This window comes from Caldinitratiruptor microaerophilus, assembly GCF_025999835.1.
In the GTDB taxonomy this organism is placed as follows: domain Bacteria; phylum Bacillota; class Sulfobacillia; order Symbiobacteriales; family ZC4RG38; genus Caldinitratiruptor; species Caldinitratiruptor microaerophilus.
On the sequence record NZ_AP025628.1, the window covers coordinates 3,088,431 to 3,114,914 of the forward strand.

Consider the following 26,484-nt stretch of genomic DNA (forward strand, 5'->3'; position numbering starts at 1 on the left):
AGCCCTCGGGAATTCGGTGCAGTACCGGCTGGTCAGTCACGTGCATCGTCCTCCAGACCGATTATAGCGGATAACGGCGATGACCGGGGCACGATGCCCTCCGGGATTCTTGAGGCCCCCTATTGACATCATAGCGGATAACGGCTATCATGCGCTCAGAACGAAGCCGGACCATGACAACCGAATAGCGAGGGCCCCGAGTACCCAGGGCTGGGTCGAGCGACGATCCCAGACGAGGCCCGGAGCGGCCCGAGTAACACCCGGCGGTGGCCGGGAACAGGCGGGCTAAAGAGCGATGGAGCCAGCGGGGGAGCCGGCGGAGCGGCAGGAAAAAGGGGCCGAACGAAGCACGCAGGCGTGCCAACAGAACGGCGGATCACGAGGATGAATAACGGGAGGAACGTCGACGCGAAGGAGGAGATCCTGATGGCGCATGAGGTTGAGACCATGTTCTACGTGCGTGAGGTGCCCTGGCACGGGCTGGGCACCCGGGTGGAGGAGGCGCCGGACAGCGAACAGGCTCTCGTCCTGGCGGGTCTCGCCTGGGCGGTGGAGCAGCGCCCCGTGTTCGTGGACGGCAACGAGGTGGAGGAGTACGTGGCGAACGTCCGCAGCACGGATGGCCGGGTGCTCGGGATCGTCGGTCGGCGCTACCGCGTTCTGCAGAACCGCGAGGCCTTCGCTTTTACGGACGCCCTGCTGGGTGAGGGGGTCCGGTACGAGACGGCAGGCGCTCTGAACGGCGGCCGGCGGGTATGGCTGCTGGCCCGCCTCGATCCGACCCAGATCCTCGGAGACGAGGTGGTTCCCTACCTGGTGTTCACCAACAACCACGACGGAACGGCCGCCGTGAAGGCAGCCCTTACTCCGGTCAGGGTGGTCTGCCAGAACACGCTGAATCTGGCACTTCAGGGTGCCAACCGGATCTGGTCCGTGCGTCATACCCTCTCGATCCATGACCGTCTCGACGAGGCCGCCCGCACGCTCGGCCTCGCCCGGCGGTACATGGAGCGGCTGGACGAATTCGCGCGGCACATGGTGGCCCAGCCATTCGAGGACTCCGACTGGCAGGGGCTTGTCGAGAAGCTAATCCCGATGCCCGAAAACCCGAAGAAGCCGGACGGCGTCGCTGTCGAGCACGTCTTCCAGCGCCGGCAGGCGCTGCATGAGGCGCTCCAGGCGGTGGACCTGGAGCCGTTCCGCAAGACGAAGTGGGGCGCCCTCCAGGCGGTGGTGGACTTCGCCCAGCACTTCCCTCCGATCCGCAAGACCGAGACATGGCGGGAGCGCCGTTTCGAACGCACCATCGACGGTGATCCTCTGATCGACAAGGCGCTAGCCCTGCTTACCTGATTACTACTATGGTGACAGGAGCCCACGGCACAGAAAGAGATAGCCCCGCCCTCTGATTGGGCGGGGCTTCTTCGTTTCGTATATCTTACTTGCCGCGGTTCACCCAGAACCTGAATCCCGCGGCCGTTTTGGTATATGACCAGACCGTTGGGATATCCTCACTAGAGCTGGTACCATTGTTCTCCTGGCCCGTTTATGGCGTGGAAACGATAGCGATATCGGCCAGCGACGGTCGCGAACGCACATGAACAAAGGATGAGATGTCTAATTAAATATCATAGTCCTCATAGTCATTGTGCATGTCCAGCTCCAGCTCCCACTTTATGTTGAGGTACTCCGATAGGTAATCGTTGAGCGCATCTAGAAAGTTCGAAACGCGGCCCATGACATCTGTAAAGTTACGGATGTCCACATACACTCCTGTATTGGGTTTGCTCGGCTCTCCTCTCCTGTCAAATGGATAACGAAAAGCAAAGGAAGACGGGTCTGCAGAATCCAACTCATAGATGACAGATTCTACTGCGTCTAGATCACTTTTGTCAATCGATGGAAAGCGCGGTTGCTCAATTAGCAAACGCAGTTTGTACCAATAGTCCTTTAGTCCATGCGTTAGATGCATCTCGGACTCATCGTCAGAAAGTTGCTTTGCCGTCCGGAGGAGACCCTTTAAGCGAAGTTCAACATAGTGGCGCCAGAGAAACACGATGGGGTAAACTAGAAGATCATGATCACCGCGAGTCTGCAATACGTGACTGGACAAAAGTTCGGCAGCCTCTCGATAGCCTGTCGCGTATACTTCCAGAGCCTGCCATCCTTGAACCCAGTGCAGTGTGGCCTTCTCCCACCAGTTACCTTCGGATATAAATAACCTATCACCTTGTCTTGGCCAACGGTCCTCTGAACTCATTCGGACACACCTCCCGCTCGTGTTTCATGGTGGGGCATTGCGCTAGCATCAGTGCACCGCGGCCCGCCGCGGCGACCGTGAATCTGGTAATGCCCCAGCGGGGCTCCTGATACTTGGGCATGTTACGTGGCGAGTTGGATGCATCTCGCTTGAAACAGGATGCTTGCGCTGGTGACCTATCTTCCTTCCGCGCTGGCGTATTTACATCAGTCATCTATCCTACCTGATCCCACTTCCTGGCGCCGGTGTTACCGGCTTGAAACGGAAGAAGAGGTTGGCGAGAGCGGTGAACTAGAGACGTGACTTGAGGTGAGGGGACTACTGGGCTGTGTGCCGGCAGTACACAGTGGCCCTCGGCCCATAACCGACCTGCCCAGTTGACTGGAAGTGATGCGCTGGTGTCAAGGAGCGGTTTGGGCAGGAACCGATCTACATCGAGATGGCCGGGCTTCCGGAAACCCTGGAATGAGAGGCGGCGGCACCGCTCTTAAAATCCCAAAGCGGCAAGTATATCATAAGGCAGCAAGAGGGGGTGAGTCGCGTGCTGACGTACAGGACCTGCGACGGCCGTGTGCTCGACCTCAGCTGCCTCACAGAGGAAGAGCGGCAGCACTTTGAGCGGGCTTACCAGGCCTATCGTAATGGCATGGCCGCTCCCAGTTTCAGCAACGAAATGGTCCACGGAATGGCGAACCCGCTCGTTGGCCGAGCTGGCGGCTGGGTGACGCGGGAGGTCTATCGGCACCCCCTGTTCCAGGCTCTGCGCGACCTTGAGGACAGGCTCGGACTCGCCCAGGGTTACCTCGAGCCTGCCGGCGAGGATCTGAGCGACCCTCTGGAGGACGAGTGGATTCCGGCGCCTGAGGCCGCGCGCCGGAAGGGCGTGACCCTCATGGGCCTGCACAACGCCATCCGGCGTGGGGACGTGATCGCCCGCCCTGCCAAGCCGGGTGGGCGGCGCCTGCTCGTGAGCTGTAACAGCCTGGGCGCCTGGAAGATCGATGAGGTGCGCCAGGCAAACGCGAAGGCGAGGGCCCCGACATAACGGCCACGGGAGTAGCACCGAATGCGGGAGTTCTCGGTGACCCCCCCCGGGGAGACGGCCAAGGCCTGGTGAGGTATGCTACATGCATGAGCAGGTTTAGGCATCCTGTTTTGCGCCTGCAGAGGGCCTTACGTTTCACTCGCCACGCGAAAAGCGGAGCCGACTGAGCTTGCCCAGGGTTACGGTCCGAGCTGGTTCCACTACTGTTCCCAGAACTCAAGTCAATGCTTTTGCGATGTACCGGTCATTCGCCTCATGGATTCCATGCCGAGTACCAGCATTACGATACCCAGAAACACTAGTGTTGCAGCTACACCATAATAGTACGCTCCCGCCTCGTGCACAAAGCCAGATTGCACAGGTAGGCGTGCCATTTTCTGTTGTGCGAACAGGCCTCGCAAACTCACCAGAGTCCCGGAAAGGCTCAAGCCAAAGAAAAGACCAAACCACCGAAAGATCTCATGTTTCTTCCAAAGGCGGATAGCCATCACGAATCCAGTTGTAAGCAGAACTGCACCCAAGGTGTGAATTACTAAGAAGCCTGGTGGCTCCAAGTACATCTGTCCCACTTATAGGTCACCTCGTTCGTCCTCTGTCCCTCGATACATGTTCCTGTGAAATCGCTGCGGGCCCTATGGTAACCTCCTTGGGTACCGGAGGCAATCCTTGCGCCAGCCGACGCAGGGCCTCGACGGGTACGAGATAGCGGCGCCCTGCCCGGATCACGGGCGCCGGGAACCGACCTCGGCGAGCGAGGTCGTAAGCCATCGTCCGACCGATGCCAAGATACCTGGCAGCTGTTTCGACGGTTACGAACGCCCGATCTGTCGGCAAGTCCATGGAACCCCACCCCGATGACGGTTGTCGGTACGGAGTTACGGCTGGTATCATTCTATGCAGAAGCCAACGGTACGTTCCCAACATGCGCATCCGAACAGGAGGGCCGGATCGTGCGGGGGCACATCCGACCCCGGGGCAAGGACACCTGGGTCATCGTGGTCGACGTAGGCAAGGACCCCGCGACGGGGAAGCGGAAGCAGAAGTGGGTTACCGTCAAGGGCACGAAGCGCGACGCCGACCGTAAGCTCGCTGAGCTTCTGAACGATTTGAACAAAGGTAGCTACGTTGAACCACCGAAGATAACCGTTGGAGAGTACCTGGACCGCTGGCTGGAGGATTACGCCCGTGCGAACACGAGCCAGAGAACGTTCGAGCGTTATGCGGAGATCGTGCGCCTGCACCTCAAGCCGGCCCTTGGGGGGCTCCAGCTATCGCAGCTCAGGCCGCTGCACTTGCAGCAGTACTACACGACGGCCCTGCGTGAAGGGCGTAAGGACGGCAAGCCCGGGGGCCTGAGCCCCCGGACCGTGCTCCACCATCACCGGGTGCTGCACGAGGCCTTGGATCAGGCGGTGCGGTGGCAGCTCCTGGCGCGGAACCCGGCGGATGCGGTGGAGCCCCCGCGTCCAGAACGGCACGAGATGCAGGTCCTCACGGCAGAGCAGGTCCGGCTTCTCCTGGAAGCAGCACAGGATACCCCCTGGTACGTCCCGGTCCTCCTCGCAGTCACGACCGGGATGCGACGGGGAGAGATTCTCGGGCTGCGTTGGTCCGACGTAGACCTCGAGACGGGTATCCTGTCCGTACGCCAGACCATCCAGACCAGCCGCGAGCTAGGGTTGGTGTTCAAGGAGCCCAAGACGGACAAGAGCCGGCGGTCTCTTCCTGTGCCGGCCTATGTGGTGGAGGTCCTACGGGAGCACAGGAAGCGCCAGGCGGAGGTGCGGCTGGCAGCGGGACCCCGGTACCAGGACCACGGGCTCGTAGTGAGCGCGCCCGACGGCACGCCCATTCACCCCGACTCGTTTTCAAAGGCGTTTGCCCGGATCGCCCGGAAGGCGGGCGTTCCGGCCACCCGGCTCCACGACAGCCGTCATACCCATGCGAGTCTGCTTCTGGCTCAGGGGGTACACCCGAAGATCGTGTCGGAACGACTCGGGCATTCCGGGGTCGGGATCACGCTCGATACGTACTCGCATCTTCTCCCCGGGCTGCAGGAGGAGGCGGTTCGGCGCCTTGGGGACACACTGTTTGGCGAACGGCAGACCGTCGGCCGGCAGCGAAAGGGAGGGCGGTAGAGCGGCGGCTGGTTGCAAACGGATTTGCAAACGCACGGTGTGATATGGTATCATCCTGACCCGAACCGCGTGACACGAACGAAGTCTGAGATCCCGGATCGGAGGCCGGACGCGCGGACCTGGCCGGAGGAAACGGCATATGCCGGAGCGAATTCCTAAACCGCGGGTCGGCGGTTCGAGTCCGTCCGGGCGCACCAGCAGCCGGAAGGGGGCGGGACCCATCCCGCCCCTTGATTGACTCGGGGAGCAGACTCTCGGAGGCCGCGTGCGTGGACGAGCACGAGCGGTTCATGGCGGAGGCCCTGAAGGAGGCCCGGGTAGCGGCCCGCCTGGGTGAGGTGCCGGTCGGCGCGGTGGTCGTCCGGGACGGGGAGATCGTGGCCCGGGCGCACAACCTGCGTGAGACGCGGAACGACGCCACCGCCCACGCGGAGATCCTGGCCATCCGGCAGGCGGGGGAGCGCCTCGGCTCGTGGCGCCTCGTGGGCTGCACGCTGTACGTGACCGTGGAGCCGTGTCCCATGTGCGCCGGGGCGCTCGTGCAGGCGAGGGTCGACCACCTCGTCTACGGCGCGTCCGACCCGAAGGCGTGGGCCGACCGCAACCTCCTGGAGATCGTGCAGAACCCGGGGCTCAACCACCGGCTCCGGGTGACCGGCGGGGTGCTGGCGGAGGAAGCGGCTGCCATCATGCGGTCATTCTTCCGCAGCCGCCGCAGTTGTCGCGAACCGGCCGATCCCTTATAATAGCGCACGCACGGAGAGGTGCCGGAGTGGTTGAACGGGGCGGTCTCGAAAACCGTTGTGGGCCCTTGGTCCACCGTGGGTTCGAATCCCACCCTCTCCGCCACTGTCCTTCTTGGGGTTTGGCCGTGCTAGACGGGGAGGTAGCGGTGCCCTGCACCCGCAATCCGCTACAGCGGGGTTGAATCCCTGCCCGCGGGTGCGTCCTGTGGGGTCCGGCTGGCGAAAGCGGCGAGGAAGGCTGGGTCCTGCGCGGCGGGGGCCCGTGAACCCGGACAGGCCCGGAAGGGAGCATCCGTAAGCGGAATCCCCCGTGCGCCGCAGGGTGGCCTGGCCCGAGCTGGCTACGGCAGTATCGCCCGGAGGGCGCATTCAACGGCAGGTGCACGGCCACTGAGTTTCATGGGCGGCGGCTCCAGGCGGGGCCGCCGCCCAGGCCTCTATGCGACCCGGGTTCCCTCACGCCCCCGGCGGAGGAAAGCCGGGGGGCGGGGAGAATCGCTCATTGACGGCGCACCGGTCGCGCGAGAGGGGGGCGCACGGTGGCAGGACTGGCGCTCTACCGGCAGTGGCGGCCCCAGTCCTTTCGGGACGTGGTGGGGCAGGAGCACGTCACCCGCGTGCTCCGGAACGCCCTGGTGGCCGGCCGCTTCTCCCACGCCTACCTCTTCTCCGGCCCCCGGGGTACCGGCAAGACGTCGGTGGCCCGGATCCTGGCCAAGGCCATCAATTGCCAGGCCCCCGAGGACGGGGAGCCCTGCAACCGCTGCCCGGCATGCGAGCGGGTGACGGGCGGCCGGTCGATGGACGTGATCGAGATCGACGCGGCGTCGAACCGGGGCATCGACGAGATCCGGGACTTGCGGGAGAAGGTCCGCTACGCCCCCGGCGACCTGCGGTACAAGGTCTACATCATCGACGAGGTCCACATGCTCACGGAGCCGGCCTTCAACGCGCTCCTGAAGACCCTCGAGGAGCCGCCGGCCCACGTCGTCTTCGTCCTGGCCACGACGGAGGCGCACAAGGTCCCTGTGACCATCCGCTCCCGCTGCCAGCGCCACGAGTTTCACCGCCTGACAGTTTCTCAGATCACGGAGCGACTAAGGCGGGTGTGCGAGGACGGCGGCTTCCGGGTCGAGGACGCGGCGCTGCGGGTCCTCGCCCGGCAGGCGGAGGGTGGCATGCGCGACGCCCTCAGCCTCCTCGACCAGCTGGTCACCTACGCGGGCGAGGGCGGCACGGTCACCCTCGACGACGCGCTCACCGTCCTCGGCGCGGCGCCGCTGGAGAGCTTCCTCCGCATCGACGACGCGGTGCTGGCCCATGACCCCGGCGCCGCCCTGGCGGTCCTGGACGAGCTGGTCCGCCAGGGCAAGGACCTCCGCCAGCTGGCCCAGGACTACCTGGGCCACCTCCGGGACCTGCTGCTGACCGGCGTGGACGACGGGGCGGCTCTGGTCGACCTGCCCGAGGGTGCCCGGGAAGCGGTGAGGGACAGGGCCGCCCGGTTCGGCCGGGAAGACCTCCTGGCCGCGATCCGCCTCATGGCCCGGACGGAGAGCGAGCTGCGACACACCGCACACCCGCGCCTGCTTCTCGAGGTCGCCCTCGTCCGGCTCTGCTCGCGCCTCTTTCCCGCCGAGGCCGAGGAGGGGCGGGCCCGGGCCGCCGCGGCCGCCGGCGAGTCCCGGTCCGGAGCGCCGCGGTCGGGGTCCGCCCGTGACCCGGGGACCGCGGCCGCCCTAGCGGGCGGGCTGGGCCCGGAGGCCGGGCCGGCCCCGGCTGCCGGGGCCCATCCGGGCGGGCCACCGTCGGGCGCCGCCGCCCCGGATACGGGCAGCACGGCGAACCCCTGGGCGGGTCCCGGCAGCGGTGCGGCCCACCGGGCCGCGGGCGGCGAGACCCCGCTCCTGGACCGCGTCCGCCAGGCGTGGCCGGAGGTGATCGCCCTCTTCGCCTCCGCGCCGCGGAGCCGGCCGTACCAGCCCTTCGTGGAGCAGGCCGTGCCGCACCGGATCGAGGGCCAGACGCTCGTGCTGGCCTTCCCGTCCACCCCGGAGGGCCGGACGGCTCGCGACATGCTGGAGAAGAAGGCGAAGTGGGTGGAGGAGGCGGTGAAGCGCCAGGGCCTCCCTCCGCTGCGGGTGGCCACGACCCTCATGAGCGGCGCACCGCCGGCTGGGGAGGACGGGGCGGGCGACCGGCCGGATCCGGTCGAACTCCTGCGCCGGCGCCTCGGACCGGACGTACCGGTAGACCTGAAGGAGGACTGATCGGCCGATGTTCCCGGGTGGCATGGGCAACATGATGAAGCAGATCCAGAAGATGCAGAAGCAGATCCTGGAGGCGCAGGAGCGGATCGCCGGCATGGAGGTCGAGGCGACGGCCGGCGGCGGCGTGGTGAAGGTGGTCGTGAGCGGCCGCAAGGAGCTGAAGTCGGTCACGCTGGCGCCCGAGGTCGTCGACCCGGACGACATCGAGACCCTGCAGGACCTCATCGTGGCCGCGGTCAACGAGGGGATGCACAAGGCGGAGGAAATGGCTGCCAGGGAGATGGAGAAGATCACCGGCGGCATGCCGCGCATCCCGGGGCTCTTCTAGGGCGGAGACAGGCGTGTTCTACCCGGAGGCCATGACCCGCCTGATCGAGGAGCTGGCCAGGCTCCCCGGCATCGGCCCCAAGAGCGCGCAGCGCCTCGCCTTCTTCCTCCTCGACTCCCCCGCCGAGCGGATCGACGCCCTGGTGGGGGCCCTGCGCGACGCGCGCGAGCGCATCCGCTACTGCTCGGTCTGCTGGAGCCTCACGGACACCGACCCGTGCCGGATCTGTCAGAACCCTGCCCGGGACCGGTCCACGCTATGCGTGGTGGAGCACCCGCGGGACGTCATCGCCATGGAGAGGACCCGGGAGTACCGGGGGCTGTACCACGTCCTGCACGGCGCCCTGGACCCGATGGAGGGGGTCGGGCCGGACGACATCCGCCTGAAGGAACTGGTCCGGCGGGTCGGGGGCGGCGACGTCCGCGAAGTGATCGTGTGCACGAACCCCACCACCGAGGGCGAGGCCACCGCGGTGTACATCGCGCGCGTCCTGCGCCCTTTCGGCGTCCGGGTGACGCGGATCGCCCGGGGGCTACCGGTGGGCGGGGACATCGAGTACGCCGACGAGGTCACCCTGGCCAAGGCGCTGGAGGGTCGCCGGGAGATGTGACTAGCGCGCCCCTTCACGGTCAATGTCTTGGAATGGGCGGGCACGTGCGAGGCGTCATCACACGCCCGCCGTCCACGTACTATGGCCGGTGACGGGGTGGTGGTCCATGCTCAGCCGGCAGCAGGGCCTCCGCAGGCGGCCGCTCCTGTCCGGCCCGTCCGGGGCGGGGCCGGACCCGGAGCTGGAGCAGCTCGTCCGCAAGGCGCTGGAAGAGTGGCAGGCCGCCCAGGCCCACTTCGACGCGGTGGCCGGAGCGAGCGACCCGGACCTGGTCGACCACGCGATCTACCACCTGGAGGCGGCCCGCCGCAAGTACATGTACCTCCTCAAGCAGGTGCAGAAGGCGCGGGGGCTGCCGGTGGTCTCGGGCATCCCCGCAGGGGCGCAGGGTCCCGACGTCATGGACCTCCCGGCGACACCGGAGGAGGGGGCCGGATGAGCGGCGAGTGGGCGCTGTGGCTCGTCGGGCTACTGCTGGCCTACCTGGCGCTCTCCGCCCTGGCGGAGCCGGCACGCTACCTCGTGCTCCTCGTCTGGCGGGGCGTGCTCGGCTACGTGGCGCTCACCGTGCTGAACCTCCTCGGCCCGGCCCTGGGCTTCCACCTCCCGCTCAACCCCGTGTCGGCCCTGGTGGCGGGGGTGCTGGGGGTGCCCGGGGTGGTCGCGCTGGCGATCATCGGGCGGCTGTACGCCGGGCTGGCGGTTTGACAGCCCCGTGGCGGAACCGGTACAATGTGCCGGGGTCTAGGGAGCGATCCCGTCCCTCCGGGGGGCGGGGTTTTGTTATGAGCGGCCGAGCCGCCCCTCTTCAGGAGGCAACGTCCGTGTCCGAGATGCGGCTGCGCTTCGCCCCGTCGCCCACGGGGCCCATCCACGTGGGCAACGCGCACACGATGCTCTTCAACTGGCTCATGGCCCGCAGTCAGGGGGCCACCTTCGTCCTGCGGTTCGAGGACACCGACCGGGAGCGGTCCCGGCCCGAGTGGGAAGAGGTCATCCTGAGCGAGATGAAGTGGCTCGGGCTGGACTGGGACGAGGGTCCGGACATCGGGGGGCCGTACGCGCCCTACCGGCAGATGGGGCGCCTGGACCTGTACCGCGAGTACTTCGAGCGCCTCAAGGCCGCCGGCGCCGTCTACCCCTGCTACTGCACGCCGGAGGAGCTCGCCGCGGAGCGGGCCGAGGCCGACCGCCGCAAGGTGCCCTACAAGTACAGCCGGCGGTGTCTCCGCCTCACCGACGAGGAGCGGCGCCGCCTCGAGGCCGAGGGCCGCCGGCCTGCCTGGCGCCTGAAGGTGCCGGACGGCGAGGTCGTCGCCTACGAGGACCTGATCCGTGGCCGCATCGAGTTCCCCACCGACTCGATCGGCGATCCGATCCTCGTGCGGTCGAGCGGCATCCCCGTGTACAACTTCACCGTGGTGGTGGACGACATCACCATGCGCATCACCGACGTGGTGCGCGGCGAGGGCCACATCTCGAACACCCCCGTTCAGGTCCTCATCTACCGTGCCCTGGGAGTGGAGCCGCCCCGTTTCGCCCACGTCTCCCACCTCCTCAACGCCGAGCGCGGGAAGATCTCCAAGCGCAAGGGCGAGATGTCGGTCACCGAGTTCCGGGAGCGCGGGATCCTCGCCCCGGCCCTCTTCAACTACCTGGCGCTCCTCGGCTGGACCCCGGAGGGCGAAGGCCGGGAGATCCTGAGCCGGGAGGAGATCATCCGGGAGTTCGACATCCGCAAGGTCAGCAAGGCCGCGGCCGTCTTCGACGAGACCAAGCTCGAGTGGATGAACGGCGTCTACATCCGCCGCATGAGCCCCGAGGAGCTGGCCGAGCACGCCCTGCCCTTCGTGACCGGTGCCGGCCTGGCGTCCGAGGAGGATCTGCGGCGGCGGTGGCCGTGGTTCGTCCACCTCATCTCGCAGCTGCAGGAGCGGATCAACACCCTGGCGGAGGTGCCCGGGTACGTCGACTTCTTCTTCCGGGACGAGATCGAGTACGACGACAAGGCGGTGCGCAAGTTCCTGAGCCCGCCTCCGGCCGACTTCTTCCGGCAGGTCGCCGGCGCCCTCGAGACCGTCGAGTGGACGGTCCCGGCGATCGAGGCCGCGGTGCGGGGGCTCCAGGCGGCATCGGGGCTGGAGGTGAAGGCCGCCCTCCAGCCGATCCGGGCGGCCGTCACCGGCCGCACCGTGAGCCCCCCTCTGTTCGATACGATCTACCTGCTCGGCAGGGAGAGGGCGCTCGCGCGCCTGCGGCGCTGGCTGGCGTAGACGGCCGCCGCCCGGCCCCCCGACCCGGGGTCCGGGCGGCGTGCGCATAGGGGGTACCCCGCGATGGAGCTCGTGCGGAACTACATCGGCGGACAGTGGGTTCCGGGCAGCGGCGGCGAGCTGGATCCCGACTACGACCCCGCCACGGGAGAGGTGATCGCGCAGGTCACCCGGTCGACCCCCGCCGACGCCCGGGCCGCCGCGCAGGCGGCTGCGGCCGCGTTCCCCGCCTGGCGCAAGGTGCCGGCGCCCCAGCGGGGCGAGATCCTGTACCGGGTGGGCGAGATCCTCCGCCAGCGCAAGGAGGAGCTGGCCCGCCTGCTGACCCGGGAGATGGGCAAGGTCCTGGTCGAGGCCCGGGGCGACGTGCAGGAGGCCATCGACATGGCCTACTACATGGCCGGCGAGGGGCGCCGGATGTTCGGCCACACGGTGCCCTCGGAGTTGCCGGACAAGTTCGCCATGTCGATCCGCGAGCCCGTGGGCGTGGTGGCGGCCATCACGCCGTGGAACTTTCCCATCGCGGTTCCGTCATGGAAGATCCTCCCGGCCCTCGTCTGCGGCAACACGGTGGTCTGGAAGCCGGCGCCCGAGACGCCGATGACCTCCGCCGCCTTCGTGCAGTGCTTCATCGACGCCGGGCTGCCCCCCGGCGTGCTGAACCTCGTCGTCGGCGGGGGGGCGGACGTGGGCGCCGCCCTGGTTGAGGACCCGGACGTGCGCCTCATCAGCTTCACGGGCAGCACGGCGACCGGCCGCAAGGTCGCCGAGGCGGCGGGCCGGCACCTGAAGCGGGTCACGCTCGAGCTGGGCGGCAAGAACGCCATCACGGTCCTGGCGGACGCCGACCTCGACCTGGCGGTGGAGGCGATCGTCTGGGCGGCCTTCGGCACCACGGGCCAGCGCTGCACCGCGGCCAGCCGCGTCATCGTCGAGGAGGCGATCTACGACGAGCTCGTCCGGCGCCTGGTGGAGCGCGTGAAGCGGTTGCGCCTCGGCCACGGCCTCGAGGAGGGGGTCGAGGTGGGGCCGCTGGTGGGCGCCGCGGCGGTCGAGAAGGTGCAGCGCTACGTGGAGATCGGCCGCCAGGAAGGCGCCGAGGTGATCGTCGGTGGCGAGCCCGTCAAGGAGGGCGACCTGGCCCGCGGGTTCTTCTACTCGCCCACGATCCTCGGCCGGGTGAGCCCGGAGATGGCCGTGGCGCAGGAAGAGATCTTCGGGCCCGTGCTGGCGCTCATCCCGGTGAAGGACCTGGACGAGGCCATCCGGGTGAACAACAGCTCCCGCTACGGCCTGTCCGCCTCGATCTTCACCCGGGACCTGAACAAGGCGTTCAAGGCCATGCGCGAGCTGGACACGGGCATCGTCTACGTCAACCACGGGACCACGGGCGCCGAGATCCAGCTGCCCTTCGGCGGCACGAAGGACACCGGCAACGGGCACCGCGAGGCCGGGCAGGCCGCCCTGGACGTGTTCTGCGAGTGGAAGTCGGTCTACGTGGACTACAGCGGGCGCCTGCAGCGCGCCCAGATCGACACGGAGGCGCTGGCGAAGGCCGGCCGGGGCTAGTCGGGCTCGGCCCCGTCGAGCGGGTACCCATCCGGCCGGCGCCGCGCCTCGGGGCGGTACCCGAGCGCCTGCGAGACGGCGAGGGCGGCCCGGCGCACCTTCTGGCCCATCTCGGCCAGGCTGGCGTCCCCGGTGCGGTAGGCTGGAGCGGAGATGCTGAGGGCGGCGATCACCCGCCCGGTGTGGTCGTACACGGGAGCCGCGGCGCAGCGGACGCCGGGCTCCCGTTCCTCGTTGTCGACGAAGTAGCCGAGCTTCCTGCCCTGCCGCAGGTCCTCCATCAGGGTCTTCAGGTTCGTGATGGTCTGGGGGGTGAACGCCGGCAGGCCGTGGCTCCGGATGATCCGCCGGATCTCCGAGTCGCCCAGGCCCGCCAGGAGCGCCTTGCCCACCCCCGTGCAGTGGACGGGGACGCGGGCACCGGTGTCCGCGAAGGTGCGGACCATGCGGGTCGACTCGACCTGGTCGACGTAGACGGCCTCCCCGCCGTCCAGCACGGCGAGGTTCACCGTCTCCCCCGACTCCTCCTGCAGGTGGCGCATGAACGGGCGCGCCACGTCGCGGAGGCGGGTCTGGCTCGTGAACGCGCTGCCGACCTCGAAGGCCCGGACGCCGATCCGGTAGCGGCCGGTCTCGGGGTCCTGGGCGACGTAGCCCCGGCTGGCGAGCGTGGCCAGCAGGCGGTGGGCCGTGCTGCGCGGCAGGCCGAGGCGGTCGGCGAGGTCGGCCAGCGGGACACTGGCCCGCGACTCGGCCAGGACCTCCAGGATGTCGAGGGCCCGGTGCAGGGCCCGGACCTGCTCGCCCCCGGCGGGGCCGGGGGTCGAGCGGGGCGCGCTGCGGCGTGCGGTGGTCACGGCACTCCCTCGCTTCGGAGCGGACGGACGGGCGCGGCGGGCGCGCGTCCGCCAGACGGAACGGCGGTTCGCATCGGGTGGAGGCAGCAAACCCAATTGCAGAGGACATTATACGACGATCGTTCTGCCATGCGGAATTCCTCACCGGATTTATTGCCCGCACGGCACGCGGGGCGCGATCATGGAGCCAAAATTCCGGCCGCTCTGACCCGTCCGCACCAGCACGACGTGCCTCGCAGGGCCACGAGCCAGGGAAGGAGGAGGAACCATGCCCCGCATGACCGCCATGGAGGCGGCCGTCCGCGTCCTTGAGGACGAGGGCGTGGAGTACGCCTTCGGCATCCCCGGAGCGAACATCCTGCCGCTTTACCAGGCGCTGTCCCGCTCGACCCGCATCCGCCACCTCACCATGCGCCACGAGGAAGGGGCCACCCACGCCGCCGACGGCTACGCGCGCGCCACCGGGAAGGTCGGGGTGGCCATCGGCACCTCGGGCCCTGCCGGGACGAACATGGTGACGGGGCTCTACACCGCCCAGGCCGACTCGATCCCCATCATCACGATCACCGGGCAGGTCCCCCGGGCGCAGCTGCACCGGGAAGCGTTCCAGGCAGTCAACATCACGGAGATCGTCAAGCCCGTCGTGAAGAAGAGCTACCTGGTGATGGAGCCGGCCCAGGTGCCATGGGTGTTCCGGGAAGCCTTCCGCATCGCCCGGGAGGGACGGCCCGGGCCCGTGCACATCGACCTGCCCCTCGACGTCCAGCGTGCCGAGATCCACTACGACCCCGACGTGGACGGGCCGCTGCCCGTGTTCCGGCCCGGCCCGAACCCCCGGGCGATCGAGAAGGCCGTCGACATGCTGCTGGCGGCCAGGCGGCCGCTCATCCTGGCCGGCGGCGGCGTGATCCTCGCCGGGGCGTCCGATCTCCTGCGCCAGTTCGCCGAGCACGTGCAGGTCCCGGTCGTGCCCACCCTCATGGGCTGGGGCAGCATCCCCGCCGACCACCCCCTCTACGTGGGGCTCGTCGGCATCCAGACCCAGACCCGGGCCGGCAACCAGGCGTTCCTCGAGTCCGACCTCGTGCTGGCGATCGGCGCCCGCTTCGCCGAGCGGCACACCGGCGACCTCTCGGTTTACACCCAGGGGCGGAAGTTCATCCACATCGACATCGAGCCGACCCAGATCGGGCGGGTCCTGGAGCCCGACCTCGGCATCGTGTCCGACGCCGACGAGGCGCTCCGGGCCCTCCTGGAGGCGGCGCGGGCCCGGACGGCCCCCCGGGAGCCGGGCGAGTGGGTGCGGCGTGTCCAGAGCCTGCGCCGCCGGCTGCGCCGGAAGATGGACTTCGACGACGTGCCCATCAAGCCGGCGCGGGTGTTCAAGGAGATCAACGAGTACTTCGGGCCCGAGACCGTCTTCGTCACGGCGATCGGCCTGTACCAGATCTGGTCCGGCCAGTTCCAGCAGGTGTACCGGCCGCGCCACTACCTCGTCTGCGGGCAGGCGGGCCCGCTGGGCTGGGAGGTGCCGGCGGCGATCGGCGCCAGGCTGGCGCGACCCGACCTGCCGGTCGTGGCCGTGGTCGGCGACTATTCCTTCCAGTTCCTGCTGGAGGAGATCGCCGTCGCCGTCCAGTATCAGGTTCCGTACGTGATCGTCATGCTGAACAACTCGTACCTGGGGCTCATCCGCCAGCCGTCGAAATACCAGTACGGGATGAACTTCGCCGTCGACCTGGCCTACGACGGCGGGCCCGGCATGGACCACGTGAAGGTCGTCGAGGGCATGGGCGCCCCCGGCCGGCGGGTGGTGCACCCGGGCGAGCTCCGGGACGCCCTGGCCTGGGCGGTGCGGGAGTCCGAGCGGCTCCGCCGGCCGGCCCTGGTCGAGGTCATGATCGAGCGGGAGGCCGACGCCGCCATGGGCCCGTCGCTCGACAAGATCCGGGAGTTCGAGCCCGTCGAGGACCTGCCCGAGGAGGAGGAGGTCACCGCACCGCAGCGGGAGCTCGAGCCGGTCGGCGACTGAACCGCCGTCCCGGCTGGCGGGCGGGGGTCGCCGCCCGGGCGGGGGCGACCCCCGGCGATCCGGGATCGACCATCGGTGGAGGTGGGGGCGATGCCGCGTCTTGCCGCGAACCTGACGATGCTGTTCACGGAAGTCCCGTTCCTGGAGCGGTTCGGCGCCGCCCGGGCCGCGGGGGTGCGGGCGGTCGAGTTCCTCTTCCCGTACGAGTACGAGCCGGACGTGGTGCGCCGGGAACTGGAGAAGAACGGCCTGGAGCTGGTCCTGTTCAACCTGCCCGCAGGCAACTGGGCCGCCGGGGACCGGGGCATCGCCGCCGACCCCCGCCGGGTGGACGAGTTCCGCGCCGGGGTTGAGAAGGCCGTCCGCTACGCCCGCGAGCTCGGCGCGCCGCGCCTCAACTGTCTGGCCGGCAAGCGGGCGCCCGGGGTGAGCGACGGAGAGCACTGGGAGACCTTGGTCCGCAACGTGCGTTACGCCGCTGACGCCCTGGGCAAGATCGGCGTGAAGCTGATGGTCGAGCCCATCAACACGTACGACATCCCGGACTTCTTCCTCTCGACCACCCGGGACGCGCTGCGCCTGCTGGAAGAGGTGGGGGCGCCCAACGTCTACATCCAGTACGACGTCTACCACATGCAGCGCATGGAGGGCGAGCTGACGGGGACGCTGCGCCGCCACCTGGACCGCATCGGTCACGTCCAGGTCGCCGACAACCCCGGCCGTCACCAGCCCGGCACCGGCGAGATCAACTACCGCTTCCTCCTCGCCGAGCTCGACCGGCTGGGGTACCAGGGCTTCGTCTCGATGGAGTACGTCCCCGACCCCGACACCGTCACTTCCTTGCGGTGGGTGGAGGAGCACGGCTTCTCGCTCTGAGCCGCGCGCAGGCGATCCGGCGATGACACGCCGTGGCCCCGGTCGGGCGGGACCGGGACCGGGCCGGGGTAGCCGGCGGGGCCACGGCACGAGGAGGGCTGCCGCAATGGAGCGGATCGGTTTCATCGGCCTGGGGATCATGGGCAAGCCCATGGCCCGCAACCTCATGAAGGCCGGGTACCCGCTGGTCGTCCACAACCGCAGCCGGCGGCCGGTGGATGAGCTTGCCGCCGAGGGGGCCACGCCGGCTTCCTCGCCCCGGGAGGTCGCGGAGAAGTCCGACGTCGTCATCACCATCGTCCCCGACGCGCCCGACGTCGAGGCCGTCATCCTGGGCCCCGGCGGCGTGGCCGAGGGCGTCCGGCCGGGCATGCTCGTGATCGACATGAGCACCAGCTCCCCGGTGCTCGCCCGCCGCATCGCCGCCACGCTGGGCGAGAAGGGCGTCGACGTCCTCGACGCGCCGGTCTCCGGCGGCGAGATCGGCGCGAAGGAGGGCACCCTGTCGATCATGGTCGGGGGGTCGGCCCGGGCCTTCGAGCGGGCGCTCCCCATCCTCCAGGCGATGGGCAAGAACATCGTCCATGTCGGGGATGCCGGCGCCGGGCAGGTGACGAAGGCCGCCAACCAGATCGTCGTGGGGATGACCATCCAGGCCGTGGCCGAGGCCCTGCTCCTGGCCAGCAAGGCCGGGGTCGACCCGGCCCGGGTCCGTCAGGCCCTCATGGGCGGGTTCGCCCAGAGCCGGATCCTGGAGCTCCACGGGCAGCGGATGCTGGACCGGAACTTCAAGCCCGGGTTCAAGGCCCGGCTGCACCGCAAGGACCTGGCGATCGCCCTCAGCACGGCCCGGGAGTACGGCGTGCCCCTGCCCGGCACGGCGGTGGTGCACGAGCTCCTGAACGGCCTCATCGGCATGGGGCGGGACGAGTACGATCACTCCGGGCTCGTCACGGTGCTCGAGACCCTGGCGCAGGCGGAGGTCAAACCGCAAGCGTAGTACGGCGACCCGGCCCGGCGGGCCCTGATGGGGCTGCCGCCGGGCCGGCGCGTTCCCGGGCAGCCGGCGGCGGAGGCGCCGACCCCGCCCCCGGGGTGGCGGCAGGCGTAGGGCCGCTTGACACGGATTCGGGGCCTGGTATAATAGCGGACGTCGGCGCCGCTCCTGGAGCGGGCTCCAGGCCCGGCCGGGGGCAGCGGCCACGGGCGGCAGAAACTACCGGTTGCAGACGGTAGCGGGCCGTGATAAGATGACGATCCTGCGGCGGCGCCGTCGGGCGCCGCCCGCCGGCCGGAAGGCCGGCGGCCCGGTCCTTGAGAACTGAACAGTGTGGGCAGGAAGGAGCCTGCGGACGGAAACCGGGAGGATTCCGGACGACGGGATCGGCTTTCCGGGGGAAAGCGGAAGCTTTGGGACGGAGAGTTTGATCCTGGCTCAGGACGAACGCTGGCGGCGTGCCTAAGACATGCAAGTCGAGCGGGGCCCTTTCGGGGGCCCAGCGGCAGACGGGTGAGTAACACGTGGATAACCTGCCCCGGCCACCGGGATAACAGGCCGAAAGGCCTGCTAATACCGGGTAAGCTCACGGCCCCGCATGGGGCTGGGAGAAGAGGGGCGATGGCCCCGGGCCGGGAGGGGTCCGCGGCCCATCAGCTGGACGGTGGGGTAACGGCCCACCGTGGCGACGACGGGTAGCCGGCCTGAGAGGGTGGACGGCCACACTGGGACTGAGACACGGCCCAGACTCCTACGGGAGGCAGCAGTCGGGAATCTTGCGCAATGGGCGAAAGCCTGACGCAGCGACGCCGCGTGGGGGAAGAAGGCCTTCGGGTTGTAAACCCCTGTTGCCCGGGACGAGGCCGGTGCGGAGGGAATGCCGCGCGGGTGACGGTACCGGGCGAGGAAGCCACGGCTAACTACGTGCCAGCAGCCGCGGTAATACGTAGGTGGCGAGCGTTGTCCGGAATGACTGGGCGTAAAGGGCGTGTAGGCGGCCCGGTAAGTGGAAGGTGAAAGGTCCCGGCTCAACCGGGGAGGTGCCTTTCAAACTGCCGGGCTTGAGTGGGCTAGAGGGCAGCGGAATTCCCGGTGTAGCGGTGAAATGCGTAGAGATCGGGAGGAACACCAGTGGCGAAGGCGGCTGCCTGGGGCCTGACTGACGCTGAGGCGCGAAAGCTGGGGGAGCAAACAGGATTAGATACCCTGGTAGTCCCAGCCGTAAACGATGAGCGCTACGTGTGGTGGGTATCGACCCCTGCCGTGCGGTAGCCAACGCATTAAGCGCTCCGCCTGGGGAGTACGGCCGCAAGGCTGAAACTCAAAGGAATTGACGGGGGCCCGCACAAGCGGTGGAGCATGTGGTTTAATTCGAAGCAACGCGTAGAACCTTACCTGGGCTTGAAAGGCCGCTGGTAGCGCCCGAAAGGGCGTGAGCCCCGCAAGGGGAGGGCGGTACAGGTGGTGCATGGTTGTCGTCAGCTCGTGTCGTGAGATGTTGGGTTAAGTCCCGCAACGAGCGCAACCCCCGTCCCGTGTTGCCAGCACGGAAGGTGGGCACTCACGGGAGACTGCCGGGGACGACCCGGAGGAAGGTGGGGATGACGTCAAATCATCATGCCCCCGATGTCCAGGGCTACACACGTGCTACAATGGCCGGGACAGAGCGGACCGAACCCGCGAGGGGGAGGGAATCGCAAAAACCCGGTCCCAGTTCGGATCGCAGGCTGCAACTCGCCTGCGTGAAGGCGGAATCGCTAGTAATCGCGGATCAGCACGCCGCGGTGAATGCGTTCCCGGGCCTTGTACACACCGCCCGTCACACCATGGGAGTCGGCAACACCCGAAGCCGGTGGGCCAACCCGAGAGGGAGGCAGCCGTCGAAGGTGGGGCCGATGACTGGGGTGAAGTCGTAACAAGGTAGCCGTATCGGAAGGTGCGGCTGGATCACCTCCTTTCTAGGGAGTTTTCTCCCAGGTCGGTCGGTCGCCGGGGAGGCGGCTGAGGCCGGGGCTGCGGGAGCGGCCGCCGGCGCCGCAGGGTTCCGGAAGCCCACACTGGTCAGTTCCCAGGGACCGGGCGGTCCCCCGGGCGGGGGGCGGCCGGTCCTGCACCTTGACAAGTGCACAGAGGGAAGGGACTGCGACACAGGCGGAACCGCAAGACGCCTGAGGCGAACGGTCAAGCGGATAAGGGCGCACGGTGGATGCCTGGGCGCCAGGTGCCGAGGAAGGACGCGGCCAGCGGCGAAACGCCCCGGGGAGCCGCAAGCAGGCAGGGATCCGGGGATGTCCGAATGGGGGAACCCGGCCGGGGGGAACCCCGGTCACCGGCCGGTGAATGCATAGCCGGCCGGGGGGCACCCGCCGAACTGAAACATCTCAGTAGGCGGAGGAGGAGAAATCAAGCGAGATTCCCTCAGTAGCGGCGAGCGAACGGGGAAGAGCCCAAACCGTGCCTGTGGGAAAGCCTGCCGGCGTTGCAGGCACGGGGTAGCGGGACCGTCAGGGTGGGCGGCAGACCACCGGCGGAGTGAGAAACCGCCGCTCTAGCCGAAGCGGCCTGGAACGGCCTGCCGCAGACGGTAAGAGCCCGGTAGGCGAAAGGGCGGCGGCTCCGGACGGGATCCCAAGTAGCACGGGGCACGTGGAATCCCGTGTGAATCCGGGGGGACCACCCTCCAAGGCTAAAGACGCCTGGCGACCGATAGCGGACGAGTACCGTGAGGGAAAGGTGAAAAGCACCGCGGGAGCGGAGTGAAAGAGAACCTGAAACCGTGTGCCTACAAGCAGTCCGAGCCCCGATGGGGTGAGGGCGTGCCTCTTGAAGAATGAACCGGCGAGTTGCGATCACGGGCGAGGCGAAGCACCTCAGGTGCGGAGCCGGAGGGAAACCGAGTCTGAAAGGGCGCAAGTCCGTGGGCGCAGACCCGAAACCGGGTGATCTACCCATGGCCAGGGTGAAGCGGGGGTAAGACCCCGTGGAGGCCCGAACCAGGTTGGCGTTGAAAAGCCATCGGATGAGCTGTGGGTAGGGGTGAAATGCCAATCGAACCCGGAGATAGCTGGTTCTCCCCGAAATCGCTTTTGGGCGAGCCTCGGGAGGTAGCCGGCGGAGGTAGAGCGACGGATTGGGGGAGGGGCCGTACAGGTTACCGAACCCACTCCAACTCCGAATGCCGCCGGCCGGACCCCGGGAGTCAGACTCCGGGTGCGAAGATCCGGGGTCAAGAGGGGAACAACCCAGACCGCCAGCCAAGGTCCCGAAGTCCGTGCTGAGTGGGGAAGGATGTGGCGCTGCGAAGACAACCAGGATGTTGGCTTAGAAGCAGCCATCATTCGAAGAGTGCGTAATAGCTCACTGGTCGAGTGGCGCTGCGCCGAAAATTCACGGGGCTAAGCACGGCACCGAAGCTGCGGATCGGAGCGAGGCTCCGATGGTAGGGGAGCGTTCCGTACCCGGCGAAGGTTCGCCGGAAGGCGGGCTGGAGGGGACGGAAGTGAGAATGCCGGTATGAGTAGCGAAAACGGCGGTGAGAATCCGCCGCACCGAAAGCCTCAGGGTTCCTGAGGAAGGCTCGTCCGCTCAGGGTAAGTCGGGGCCTAAGCCGAGGCCGAAGGGCGTAGGCGATGGGGAACCGGTGGAGATTCCGGTACCACCACCGGCCGTTTGAGCGAGGCGGGGACGCAGGGGGGCAGGCATGGCCGGCCGCTGGTCGAGCCGGTGCAAGCCGGTAGCGTGCCCGGGGAGGGAAGTCCCCCCGGGTAGACGTGAGAGGCGACGCCGAGGGAATGGAGTACCGAAGCAGCCGGGCCCGCACTGCCAAGAAAAGCCGCTAGCGAGGCACGGGGTGCCCGTACCGCAAACCGACACAGGTAGGCGGGGAGAGAATCCTCAGGTGCGCGGGAGAACCCTCGCTAAGGAACTCGGCAAACTGCCCCCGTAACTTCGGGAGAAGGGGGGCCCTCGGGGGTGAGGGGTCCGAGCGGCCCGGAGCCCCTGGGGGTCGCAGGGAAACGGCCCAAGCGACTGTTTACCAAAAACACAGGTCTCTGCGAAGCCGGAAGGCGAAGTATAGGGGCTGACGCCTGCCCGGTGCTGGAAGGTTAAGGGGAAGGGTGAGCCGGAAGGCGAAGCTCTGAACCGAAGCCCCAGTAAACGGCGGCCGTAACTATAACGGTCCTAAGGTAGCGAAATTCCTTGTCGGGTAAGTTCCGACCCGCACGAATGGCGTAACGACTTGGGCGCTGTCTCGGCGAGGGACCCGGTGAAATTGAGCGACCTGTGTAGACGCAGGTTACCCGTGGTTGGACAGAAAGACCCCGTGGAGCTTCACTGCAGCCTGGTGTTGGGCGCTGGTGGTGCGTGTACAGGATAGGTGGGAGCCGGAGAAGCAGGGGCGCCAGCCCCTGTGGAGGCGCCGTTGGGATACCACCCTCGGACCCCCGGCGCTCTAACCCTGGCCCGTGAGCCGGGTGGGGGACCGTGCCAGGCGGGCAGTTTGACTGGGGCGGTCGCCTCCTAAAGGGTAACGGAGGCGCCCAAAGGTCCGCTCAGGATGGTTGGAAATCATCCGGGGAGTGCAAAGGCAGAAGCGGGCTTGACTGCGAGACGGACAGGTCGAGCAGGTGGGAAACCAGGGCTTAGTGATCCGGCGGTACCGAGTGGAAGGGCCGTCGCTCAACGGATAAAAGCTACCCCGGGGATAACAGGCTGATCTCCCCCAAGAGTCCACATCGACGGGGAGGTTTGGCACCTCGATGTCGGCTCATCGCATCCTCGGGCTGAAGTCGGTCCGAAGGGTTGGGCTGTTCGCCCATTAAAGCGGTACGTGAGCTGGGTTCAGAACGTCGTGAGACAGTTCGGTCCCTATCCACCACGGGCGTTGGAGACTTGACGGGAGCTGCCCCCAGTACGAGAGGACCGGGGTGGACGCACCGCTGGTGTACCAGTTGTCCCGCCAGGGGCAAACGCTGGGTAGCCATGTGCGGAACGGATCAGCGCTGAAAGCATCTAAGTGCGAAGCCGGCCCGGAGATGAGGTCTCCCATCCCGCAAGGGAGTAAGACCCCTGGGAGATGACCAGGTCGATCGGCCGGGCGTGTACGCGCCGCAAGGCGTTGAGCGGACCGGTACGAATCGGTCGAGGGCTTGACCTGGCCAAAGGCGGCGTGCGGTTCCACCTGGGTCGCAGACCCAACGCCTCTGTGCACGAATTCGGGTGCCCATACCGGCGGGGCCACACCCGGCTCCATTCCGAACCCGGTCGTTAAGCCCGCCAGGGCCGAGGGTACTGGGGGCCCTAGCCCCCGGGAGAGTAGGTCGGCGCCCGAGCGATCTTGAAGGCCAGCAGGACGGACCATCCGCCCTGCTGGCCTTCTGCGCGTCTTCCCGCGCGGTTTGGGCGCCCGGCGGGAACCCATCCGGGGTCCGTTCGCGTCGAAGTAGCGGACCCTCCAACACGAGGCGGGGAAGCCGGGATGCGAGGCACCCGACCGGCCCCTGGGGCTTGACCTGCAGCGGCCCGGGTCTCTTGCCGAGCAGGGGGAGGACCCGGTGCGAGCGGTGGCGGCCTTCCCCGTGGCCGGCCGGACGTTCGCCCGGTTCCGCCTCGGGCTCCTTCGGTTGCGCCAGGGCGGTCGGGAAGAGGCGGCCCGCGTCCTCCAGACCGCTGCCGGGCGATGCGCCGGCCTTGGTACGGTCGTCCCCCGGAAAACCTGTGCGGCGCTCTGACGCTCGCCGAGGGATTCCGGCCGGGGTGCACGGAGCCTGTAGCACGCTCGAGGGGTGGATTTCGCCTGTGACCGAGGTCACGCGCACCCGGATGGTTGCCGTGGCGACGTGGCTCCTCATGCTCGTCGCGGGATGCAGGGTGCCCCGCGAGCCGGAGTCCCCCTCCCGCCCCCCTCCTGCCCCGTCCGGTGGCAGCGCGCCGGCGGCGGACGGGTTGCCTGAGGACTTCGTCCCCTCTTCCGTCGCCTTCTGGACGGCGGCGGAAGGGCTCCTGGCCGGCGCCGCCGGCTGCCCGGACCGTTGCGAGGGCGTACTCGGACGCACTCGCGACGGCGGTCGCACCTGGCAGGTTGTCCACCGCGGCGCCGCCCGGGTCTGGGACGTCGCCACCGTGTCCGGTGGCAGGGCGTGGGCCAGTGCGTCGTCGTGTGCCTACGTTGGCTGTTTTCGCCCACGCTATTTGTCGCCGCGTTGACCGGAGTGGTTGGCGCTGGAAGGGGACGAGGAGATGGGTGTGGAAGAGCCTGGGGAGGTCGAGCCTCCCCCTTTTCGCGCGGGGGGTGGAAATAAAGACACCTGCCCCGGGTCGAGTTTCGCAGCCAAGCCCCGGGGCAGGCTTCAGAGGAGTTACCTCTGCGTGTCCATCATACTGCCCCTTGCGGTCTCAGTCAAAGCGTACTTACGCCGGTACGGCCGTGACGGACCCGCACTGGCGCTTCGTTGTGCAGGCTGCGGCCGGCAGATGCGGGAGCATGGCGCCCACCATCGGTCAGTGGTTACCCGCCGGCGCATCTACCGCATCCCCATCTACCGCTGGTTCTGTCCCCGGTGCAAGCACACGTGCTCAGTCCTGCCGGACTTTCTGTGTCCGTACGCCCGCTTTGTCACGCTGCTGCGGGAAGTGGTCGTGCGCCGGCGCCTTCAGCAAGGGAGGTCGTGGAGGGATCTCGCCTGGGAAATCAGTTCACCGGCGGTCAGTGTGGTGTCGGAGCGAACGTTGCGCCGGTGGGTGCGTACGGTTCGCGGTATCGCGGGGACTTGGGGACAGTTCCTGACCGCCTGGCTGCTGGAACAGCGACCCGCCGTCGACGTCTTCACGCTGGTCCCCCGCCACGAGGGTCCCGACGCCGCCCTCCACTTTTTGCTCGCGCTGGGTGACTGGCTCCGGCGGCAGATGCCTGTGGACCCTGTCCGCCACCGTGGGCTGTTTGCGTTCCTGAACAGTTTTTGCGAGGCGCCGGCACCCCTGTGAGGTACGGCTATACCCCCCACCACAAACTTTGTCCCTCCCGGCTGGCTCGGCGTGCCGGCCATAATGGCGGCAACGACGCCAGCAGGGGAGGGATTCCATGGACGAGCAGCAGCGGGAAGAGATCGCCACCTTCCGCTGGAGCCTCATCGCCCCCGTACTGACCCAGAACCTGAGCCCGTCCGAGCGCCAGCGCCTGTTGCGGGAGATCGCCGGGCACCCGCACGAGATCCCTTCCAGTGACAAGACCCGAGTCGGGCTCAGGACGCTGCAGCGCTGGGTCCAGGCCTACCGGCAGCACGGGTTCGAGGGGCTCAAACCGCACACCCGGGCGGATGCGGACCAGGGACGGGCCGTTCCCCCGGAGGTCCTGGAAGCGGCGATCGCCTTGCGGCGGGCGGTGCCCGACCGCAGTGTGCAACAGATCATCGCCTTGCTCGAGCTGGACGGAAAGGTCGCACCCGGGCGTCTCAAACGCACCACCCTGGGCCGCTACCTGGCCCGGGCAGGCTGCACCCGCCAGGAGTTGCGCAGCAAAGCCGCCCGGAGTTTGCTCCGCCGGTTTGAGGCCCAACACCGCAACGACCTGTGGCAAGGAGACGTCCTGCACGCCCTGTCGCTGCCGGTGCCGGGACAACCCGGGAAGCGGCGCCAAGTCTACCTCATGGCTTTCCTCGACGACCATAGCCGAGTCGTTTACGGCCAGATGTATTTCGAGGAGAAGCTCCCCCGCCTGGAGGACTGCCTCAAACGCACCATCCTCCGCTACGGCCTGCCCCGCCAGATCTACGTGGACAACGGGGCGATCTACTCCACCCGCCACCTGGCCCGGATCTGCGCCAAGCTCGGGATCCGCCTCAGCCACTCCCGCCCCTACCGACCCCAGGGGCGGGGAAAGGTTGAAAAGTTTTTCCAGTACGTCCGCCGCAGCTTTGTACCCGAAGCGCACGCGCTGGTCGAAGCCGGCCAGCTCCGCACCCTGGACGAACTCAACGAGTTCTTCTGGGCCTGGCTCGAGGTGGCCTACCTCAGTCGCCCCCACGGCAGCACCCACCAGACCCCCCGCCAGCGGTTCGAGGCGGACACCGAGCCCTTGCGCCGCATCGACCCTACGGCCCTGCGGGAGGTGTTCCTCTGGGAGGAGCAGCGGGTCGTCGACAAGACCGGATGCTTCTCCCTGCATGGGAACCGCTACGAGGTCGACGCCGCCCTCAGCGGCCACCGGGTGCTCCTGCGCTACGACCCCTACGACCTCAGCCAGATCCAGGTCTGGCACGAGGGAAAGCGTTTCCCGGACGCTGCCCCCCTCCAGCTCCGCCGCACTCACCACCACGCCGTCCCTGCCCCGGCCCAACCCCCGTCCAGCGACGGGATGAACTTCCTCACCCTGGCCCGCAAGCACCACGAGGCCGAGAAGCAGCGCCGCCTGGGTCAGACCTCTTACGCTCGCCTGGTCGGCCACAAGGACGGTGAGCCGTCACGCTGACCGAGTACTTCGGCCT

The 26,484-nt window shown here is 68.0% G+C and carries 20 protein-coding genes, 1 tRNA gene, 3 rRNA genes and 1 other RNA gene; 22 read left to right on the forward strand and 3 right to left on the reverse strand.

Features of this window, described 5'->3' with window-relative positions; translation table 11 throughout:
- Nucleotides 1–426 precede the first annotated feature (426 nt).
- Nucleotides 427–1,353 carry a DUF932 domain-containing protein gene (locus caldi_RS15010; RefSeq protein ID WP_264842575.1) on the forward strand — a complete coding sequence of 309 codons (927 nt, stop codon included), beginning with the start codon at nucleotides 427–429 and terminating at the stop codon, nucleotides 1,351–1,353.
- Between the two features lie 268 nt (nucleotides 1,354–1,621).
- On the opposite strand, the gene caldi_RS15015 is transcribed toward caldi_RS15010, so the two are convergent.
- Nucleotides 1,622–2,260: a hypothetical protein gene (locus tag caldi_RS15015; RefSeq protein ID WP_264842576.1), complete on the reverse strand. Its 639-nt coding sequence runs from the start codon at nucleotides 2,258–2,260 to the stop codon at nucleotides 1,622–1,624.
- A 541-nt stretch (nucleotides 2,261–2,801) separates the two neighbouring features.
- Here caldi_RS15015 and caldi_RS15020 point away from each other — a divergent pair.
- Nucleotides 2,802–3,305, forward strand: a complete 504-nt coding sequence (locus caldi_RS15020; protein ID WP_264842577.1) for a hypothetical protein — start codon at nucleotides 2,802–2,804, stop codon at nucleotides 3,303–3,305.
- A 576-nt stretch (nucleotides 3,306–3,881) separates the two neighbouring features.
- Here caldi_RS15020 and caldi_RS17835 read toward each other — a convergent pair.
- Nucleotides 3,882–4,235 (reverse strand): helix-turn-helix domain-containing protein, encoded by a 354-nt coding sequence (locus tag caldi_RS17835; protein ID WP_406568092.1) that lies wholly within the window; start codon nucleotides 4,233–4,235, stop codon nucleotides 3,882–3,884.
- Between the two features lie 20 nt (nucleotides 4,236–4,255).
- Between caldi_RS17835 and caldi_RS15025 the strand changes: the two genes are divergently transcribed.
- The 11 genes from caldi_RS15025 to caldi_RS15075 all read left to right on the forward strand — a co-directional run bounded on the left by caldi_RS15025 (nucleotide 4,256) and on the right by caldi_RS15075 (nucleotide 13,239).
- Nucleotides 4,256–5,443 (forward strand): site-specific integrase, encoded by a 1,188-nt coding sequence (locus caldi_RS15025; protein ID WP_264842578.1) that lies wholly within the window; start codon nucleotides 4,256–4,258, stop codon nucleotides 5,441–5,443.
- Nucleotides 5,444–5,712: 269 nt separating this feature from the next.
- The gene (gene tadA, locus caldi_RS15030) at nucleotides 5,713–6,189 is read left to right on the forward strand and encodes a tRNA adenosine(34) deaminase TadA (RefSeq protein WP_264842579.1); all 477 of its coding nucleotides are present in this window, start codon (nucleotides 5,713–5,715) and stop codon (nucleotides 6,187–6,189) included.
- A 12-nt stretch (nucleotides 6,190–6,201) separates the two neighbouring features.
- Nucleotides 6,202–6,292: transfer RNA gene (locus tag caldi_RS15035), tRNA-Ser, on the forward strand.
- A gap of 20 nt (nucleotides 6,293–6,312) precedes the next feature.
- Nucleotides 6,313–6,576: signal recognition particle sRNA large type (ffs, locus tag caldi_RS15040), an RNA gene on the forward strand.
- Nucleotides 6,577–6,728: 152 nt separating this feature from the next.
- Entirely contained in the window at nucleotides 6,729–8,459 is a 1,731-nt protein-coding gene (dnaX, locus tag caldi_RS15045; protein WP_264842580.1) for a DNA polymerase III subunit gamma/tau, read from the forward strand.
- 7 nt (nucleotides 8,460–8,466) lie between these two features.
- The gene (locus caldi_RS15050) at nucleotides 8,467–8,787 is read left to right on the forward strand and encodes a YbaB/EbfC family nucleoid-associated protein (protein ID WP_264842581.1); all 321 of its coding nucleotides are present in this window, start codon (nucleotides 8,467–8,469) and stop codon (nucleotides 8,785–8,787) included.
- A 31-nt stretch (nucleotides 8,788–8,818) separates the two neighbouring features.
- Nucleotides 8,819–9,397 carry a recombination mediator RecR gene (recR, locus tag caldi_RS15055; protein WP_264844822.1) on the forward strand — a complete coding sequence of 193 codons (579 nt, stop codon included), beginning with the start codon at nucleotides 8,819–8,821 and terminating at the stop codon, nucleotides 9,395–9,397.
- A 106-nt stretch (nucleotides 9,398–9,503) separates the two neighbouring features.
- Entirely contained in the window at nucleotides 9,504–9,836 is a 333-nt protein-coding gene (locus tag caldi_RS15060; protein ID WP_264842582.1) for a YaaL family protein, read from the forward strand.
- On the forward strand, nucleotides 9,833–10,105 hold the full coding sequence (locus tag caldi_RS15065) for a pro-sigmaK processing inhibitor BofA family protein (protein ID WP_264842583.1): 273 nt from the start codon (nucleotides 9,833–9,835) through the stop codon (nucleotides 10,103–10,105). The genes caldi_RS15060 and caldi_RS15065 overlap by 4 nt, the downstream gene beginning before the upstream one ends.
- Nucleotides 10,106–10,230: 125 nt before the next feature.
- Nucleotides 10,231–11,670, forward strand: a complete 1,440-nt coding sequence (gltX, locus tag caldi_RS15070) for a glutamate--tRNA ligase (RefSeq protein WP_264844823.1) — start codon at nucleotides 10,231–10,233, stop codon at nucleotides 11,668–11,670.
- A 63-nt stretch (nucleotides 11,671–11,733) separates the two neighbouring features.
- Nucleotides 11,734–13,239, forward strand: coding sequence for an aldehyde dehydrogenase family protein (locus caldi_RS15075; RefSeq protein ID WP_264842584.1), 1,506 nt, complete (start codon nucleotides 11,734–11,736; stop codon nucleotides 13,237–13,239).
- On the opposite strand, the gene caldi_RS15080 is transcribed toward caldi_RS15075, so the two are convergent.
- The gene (locus caldi_RS15080; RefSeq protein WP_264842585.1) at nucleotides 13,236–14,096 is read right to left on the reverse strand and encodes an IclR family transcriptional regulator; all 861 of its coding nucleotides are present in this window, start codon (nucleotides 14,094–14,096) and stop codon (nucleotides 13,236–13,238) included. The genes caldi_RS15075 and caldi_RS15080 overlap by 4 nt on opposite strands.
- Nucleotides 14,097–14,364: 268 nt before the next feature.
- Here caldi_RS15080 and gcl point away from each other — a divergent pair, with 268 nt between their 5' ends.
- The 9 genes from gcl to caldi_RS15125 all read left to right on the forward strand — a co-directional run bounded on the left by gcl (nucleotide 14,365) and on the right by caldi_RS15125 (nucleotide 26,468).
- A complete protein-coding gene (gene gcl / locus caldi_RS15085; protein ID WP_264842586.1) occupies nucleotides 14,365–16,128 on the forward strand; it encodes a glyoxylate carboligase in 1,764 nt (587 codons plus the stop codon).
- 90 nt (nucleotides 16,129–16,218) lie between these two features.
- Nucleotides 16,219–17,004, forward strand: a complete 786-nt coding sequence (gene hyi, locus caldi_RS15090) for a hydroxypyruvate isomerase (RefSeq protein ID WP_264842587.1) — start codon at nucleotides 16,219–16,221, stop codon at nucleotides 17,002–17,004.
- Between the two features lie 106 nt (nucleotides 17,005–17,110).
- Nucleotides 17,111–18,004, forward strand: a complete 894-nt coding sequence (locus caldi_RS15095; RefSeq protein ID WP_264842588.1) for a 2-hydroxy-3-oxopropionate reductase — start codon at nucleotides 17,111–17,113, stop codon at nucleotides 18,002–18,004.
- Between the two features lie 412 nt (nucleotides 18,005–18,416).
- A 16S ribosomal RNA gene (locus caldi_RS15100) occupies nucleotides 18,417–19,959 on the forward strand.
- A 221-nt stretch (nucleotides 19,960–20,180) separates the two neighbouring features.
- Nucleotides 20,181–23,159, forward strand: a 23S ribosomal RNA gene (locus caldi_RS15105).
- A 58-nt stretch (nucleotides 23,160–23,217) separates the two neighbouring features.
- Nucleotides 23,218–23,334: ribosomal RNA gene (gene rrf, locus caldi_RS15110) — 5S ribosomal RNA — on the forward strand.
- The 16S, 23S and 5S rRNA genes sit together here, the layout of an rRNA operon.
- 222 nt (nucleotides 23,335–23,556) lie before the next feature.
- On the forward strand, nucleotides 23,557–23,733 hold the full coding sequence (locus caldi_RS15115) for a hypothetical protein (protein WP_264842589.1): 177 nt from the start codon (nucleotides 23,557–23,559) through the stop codon (nucleotides 23,731–23,733).
- Between the two features lie 637 nt (nucleotides 23,734–24,370).
- A complete protein-coding gene (locus tag caldi_RS15120) occupies nucleotides 24,371–24,985 on the forward strand; it encodes a DUF6431 domain-containing protein (RefSeq protein ID WP_264842460.1) in 615 nt (204 codons plus the stop codon).
- Nucleotides 24,986–25,082: 97 nt separating this feature from the next.
- Nucleotides 25,083–26,468 (forward strand): DDE-type integrase/transposase/recombinase, encoded by a 1,386-nt coding sequence (locus caldi_RS15125; protein WP_264841556.1) that lies wholly within the window; start codon nucleotides 25,083–25,085, stop codon nucleotides 26,466–26,468.
- Nucleotides 26,469–26,484: the final 16 nt, after the last annotated feature.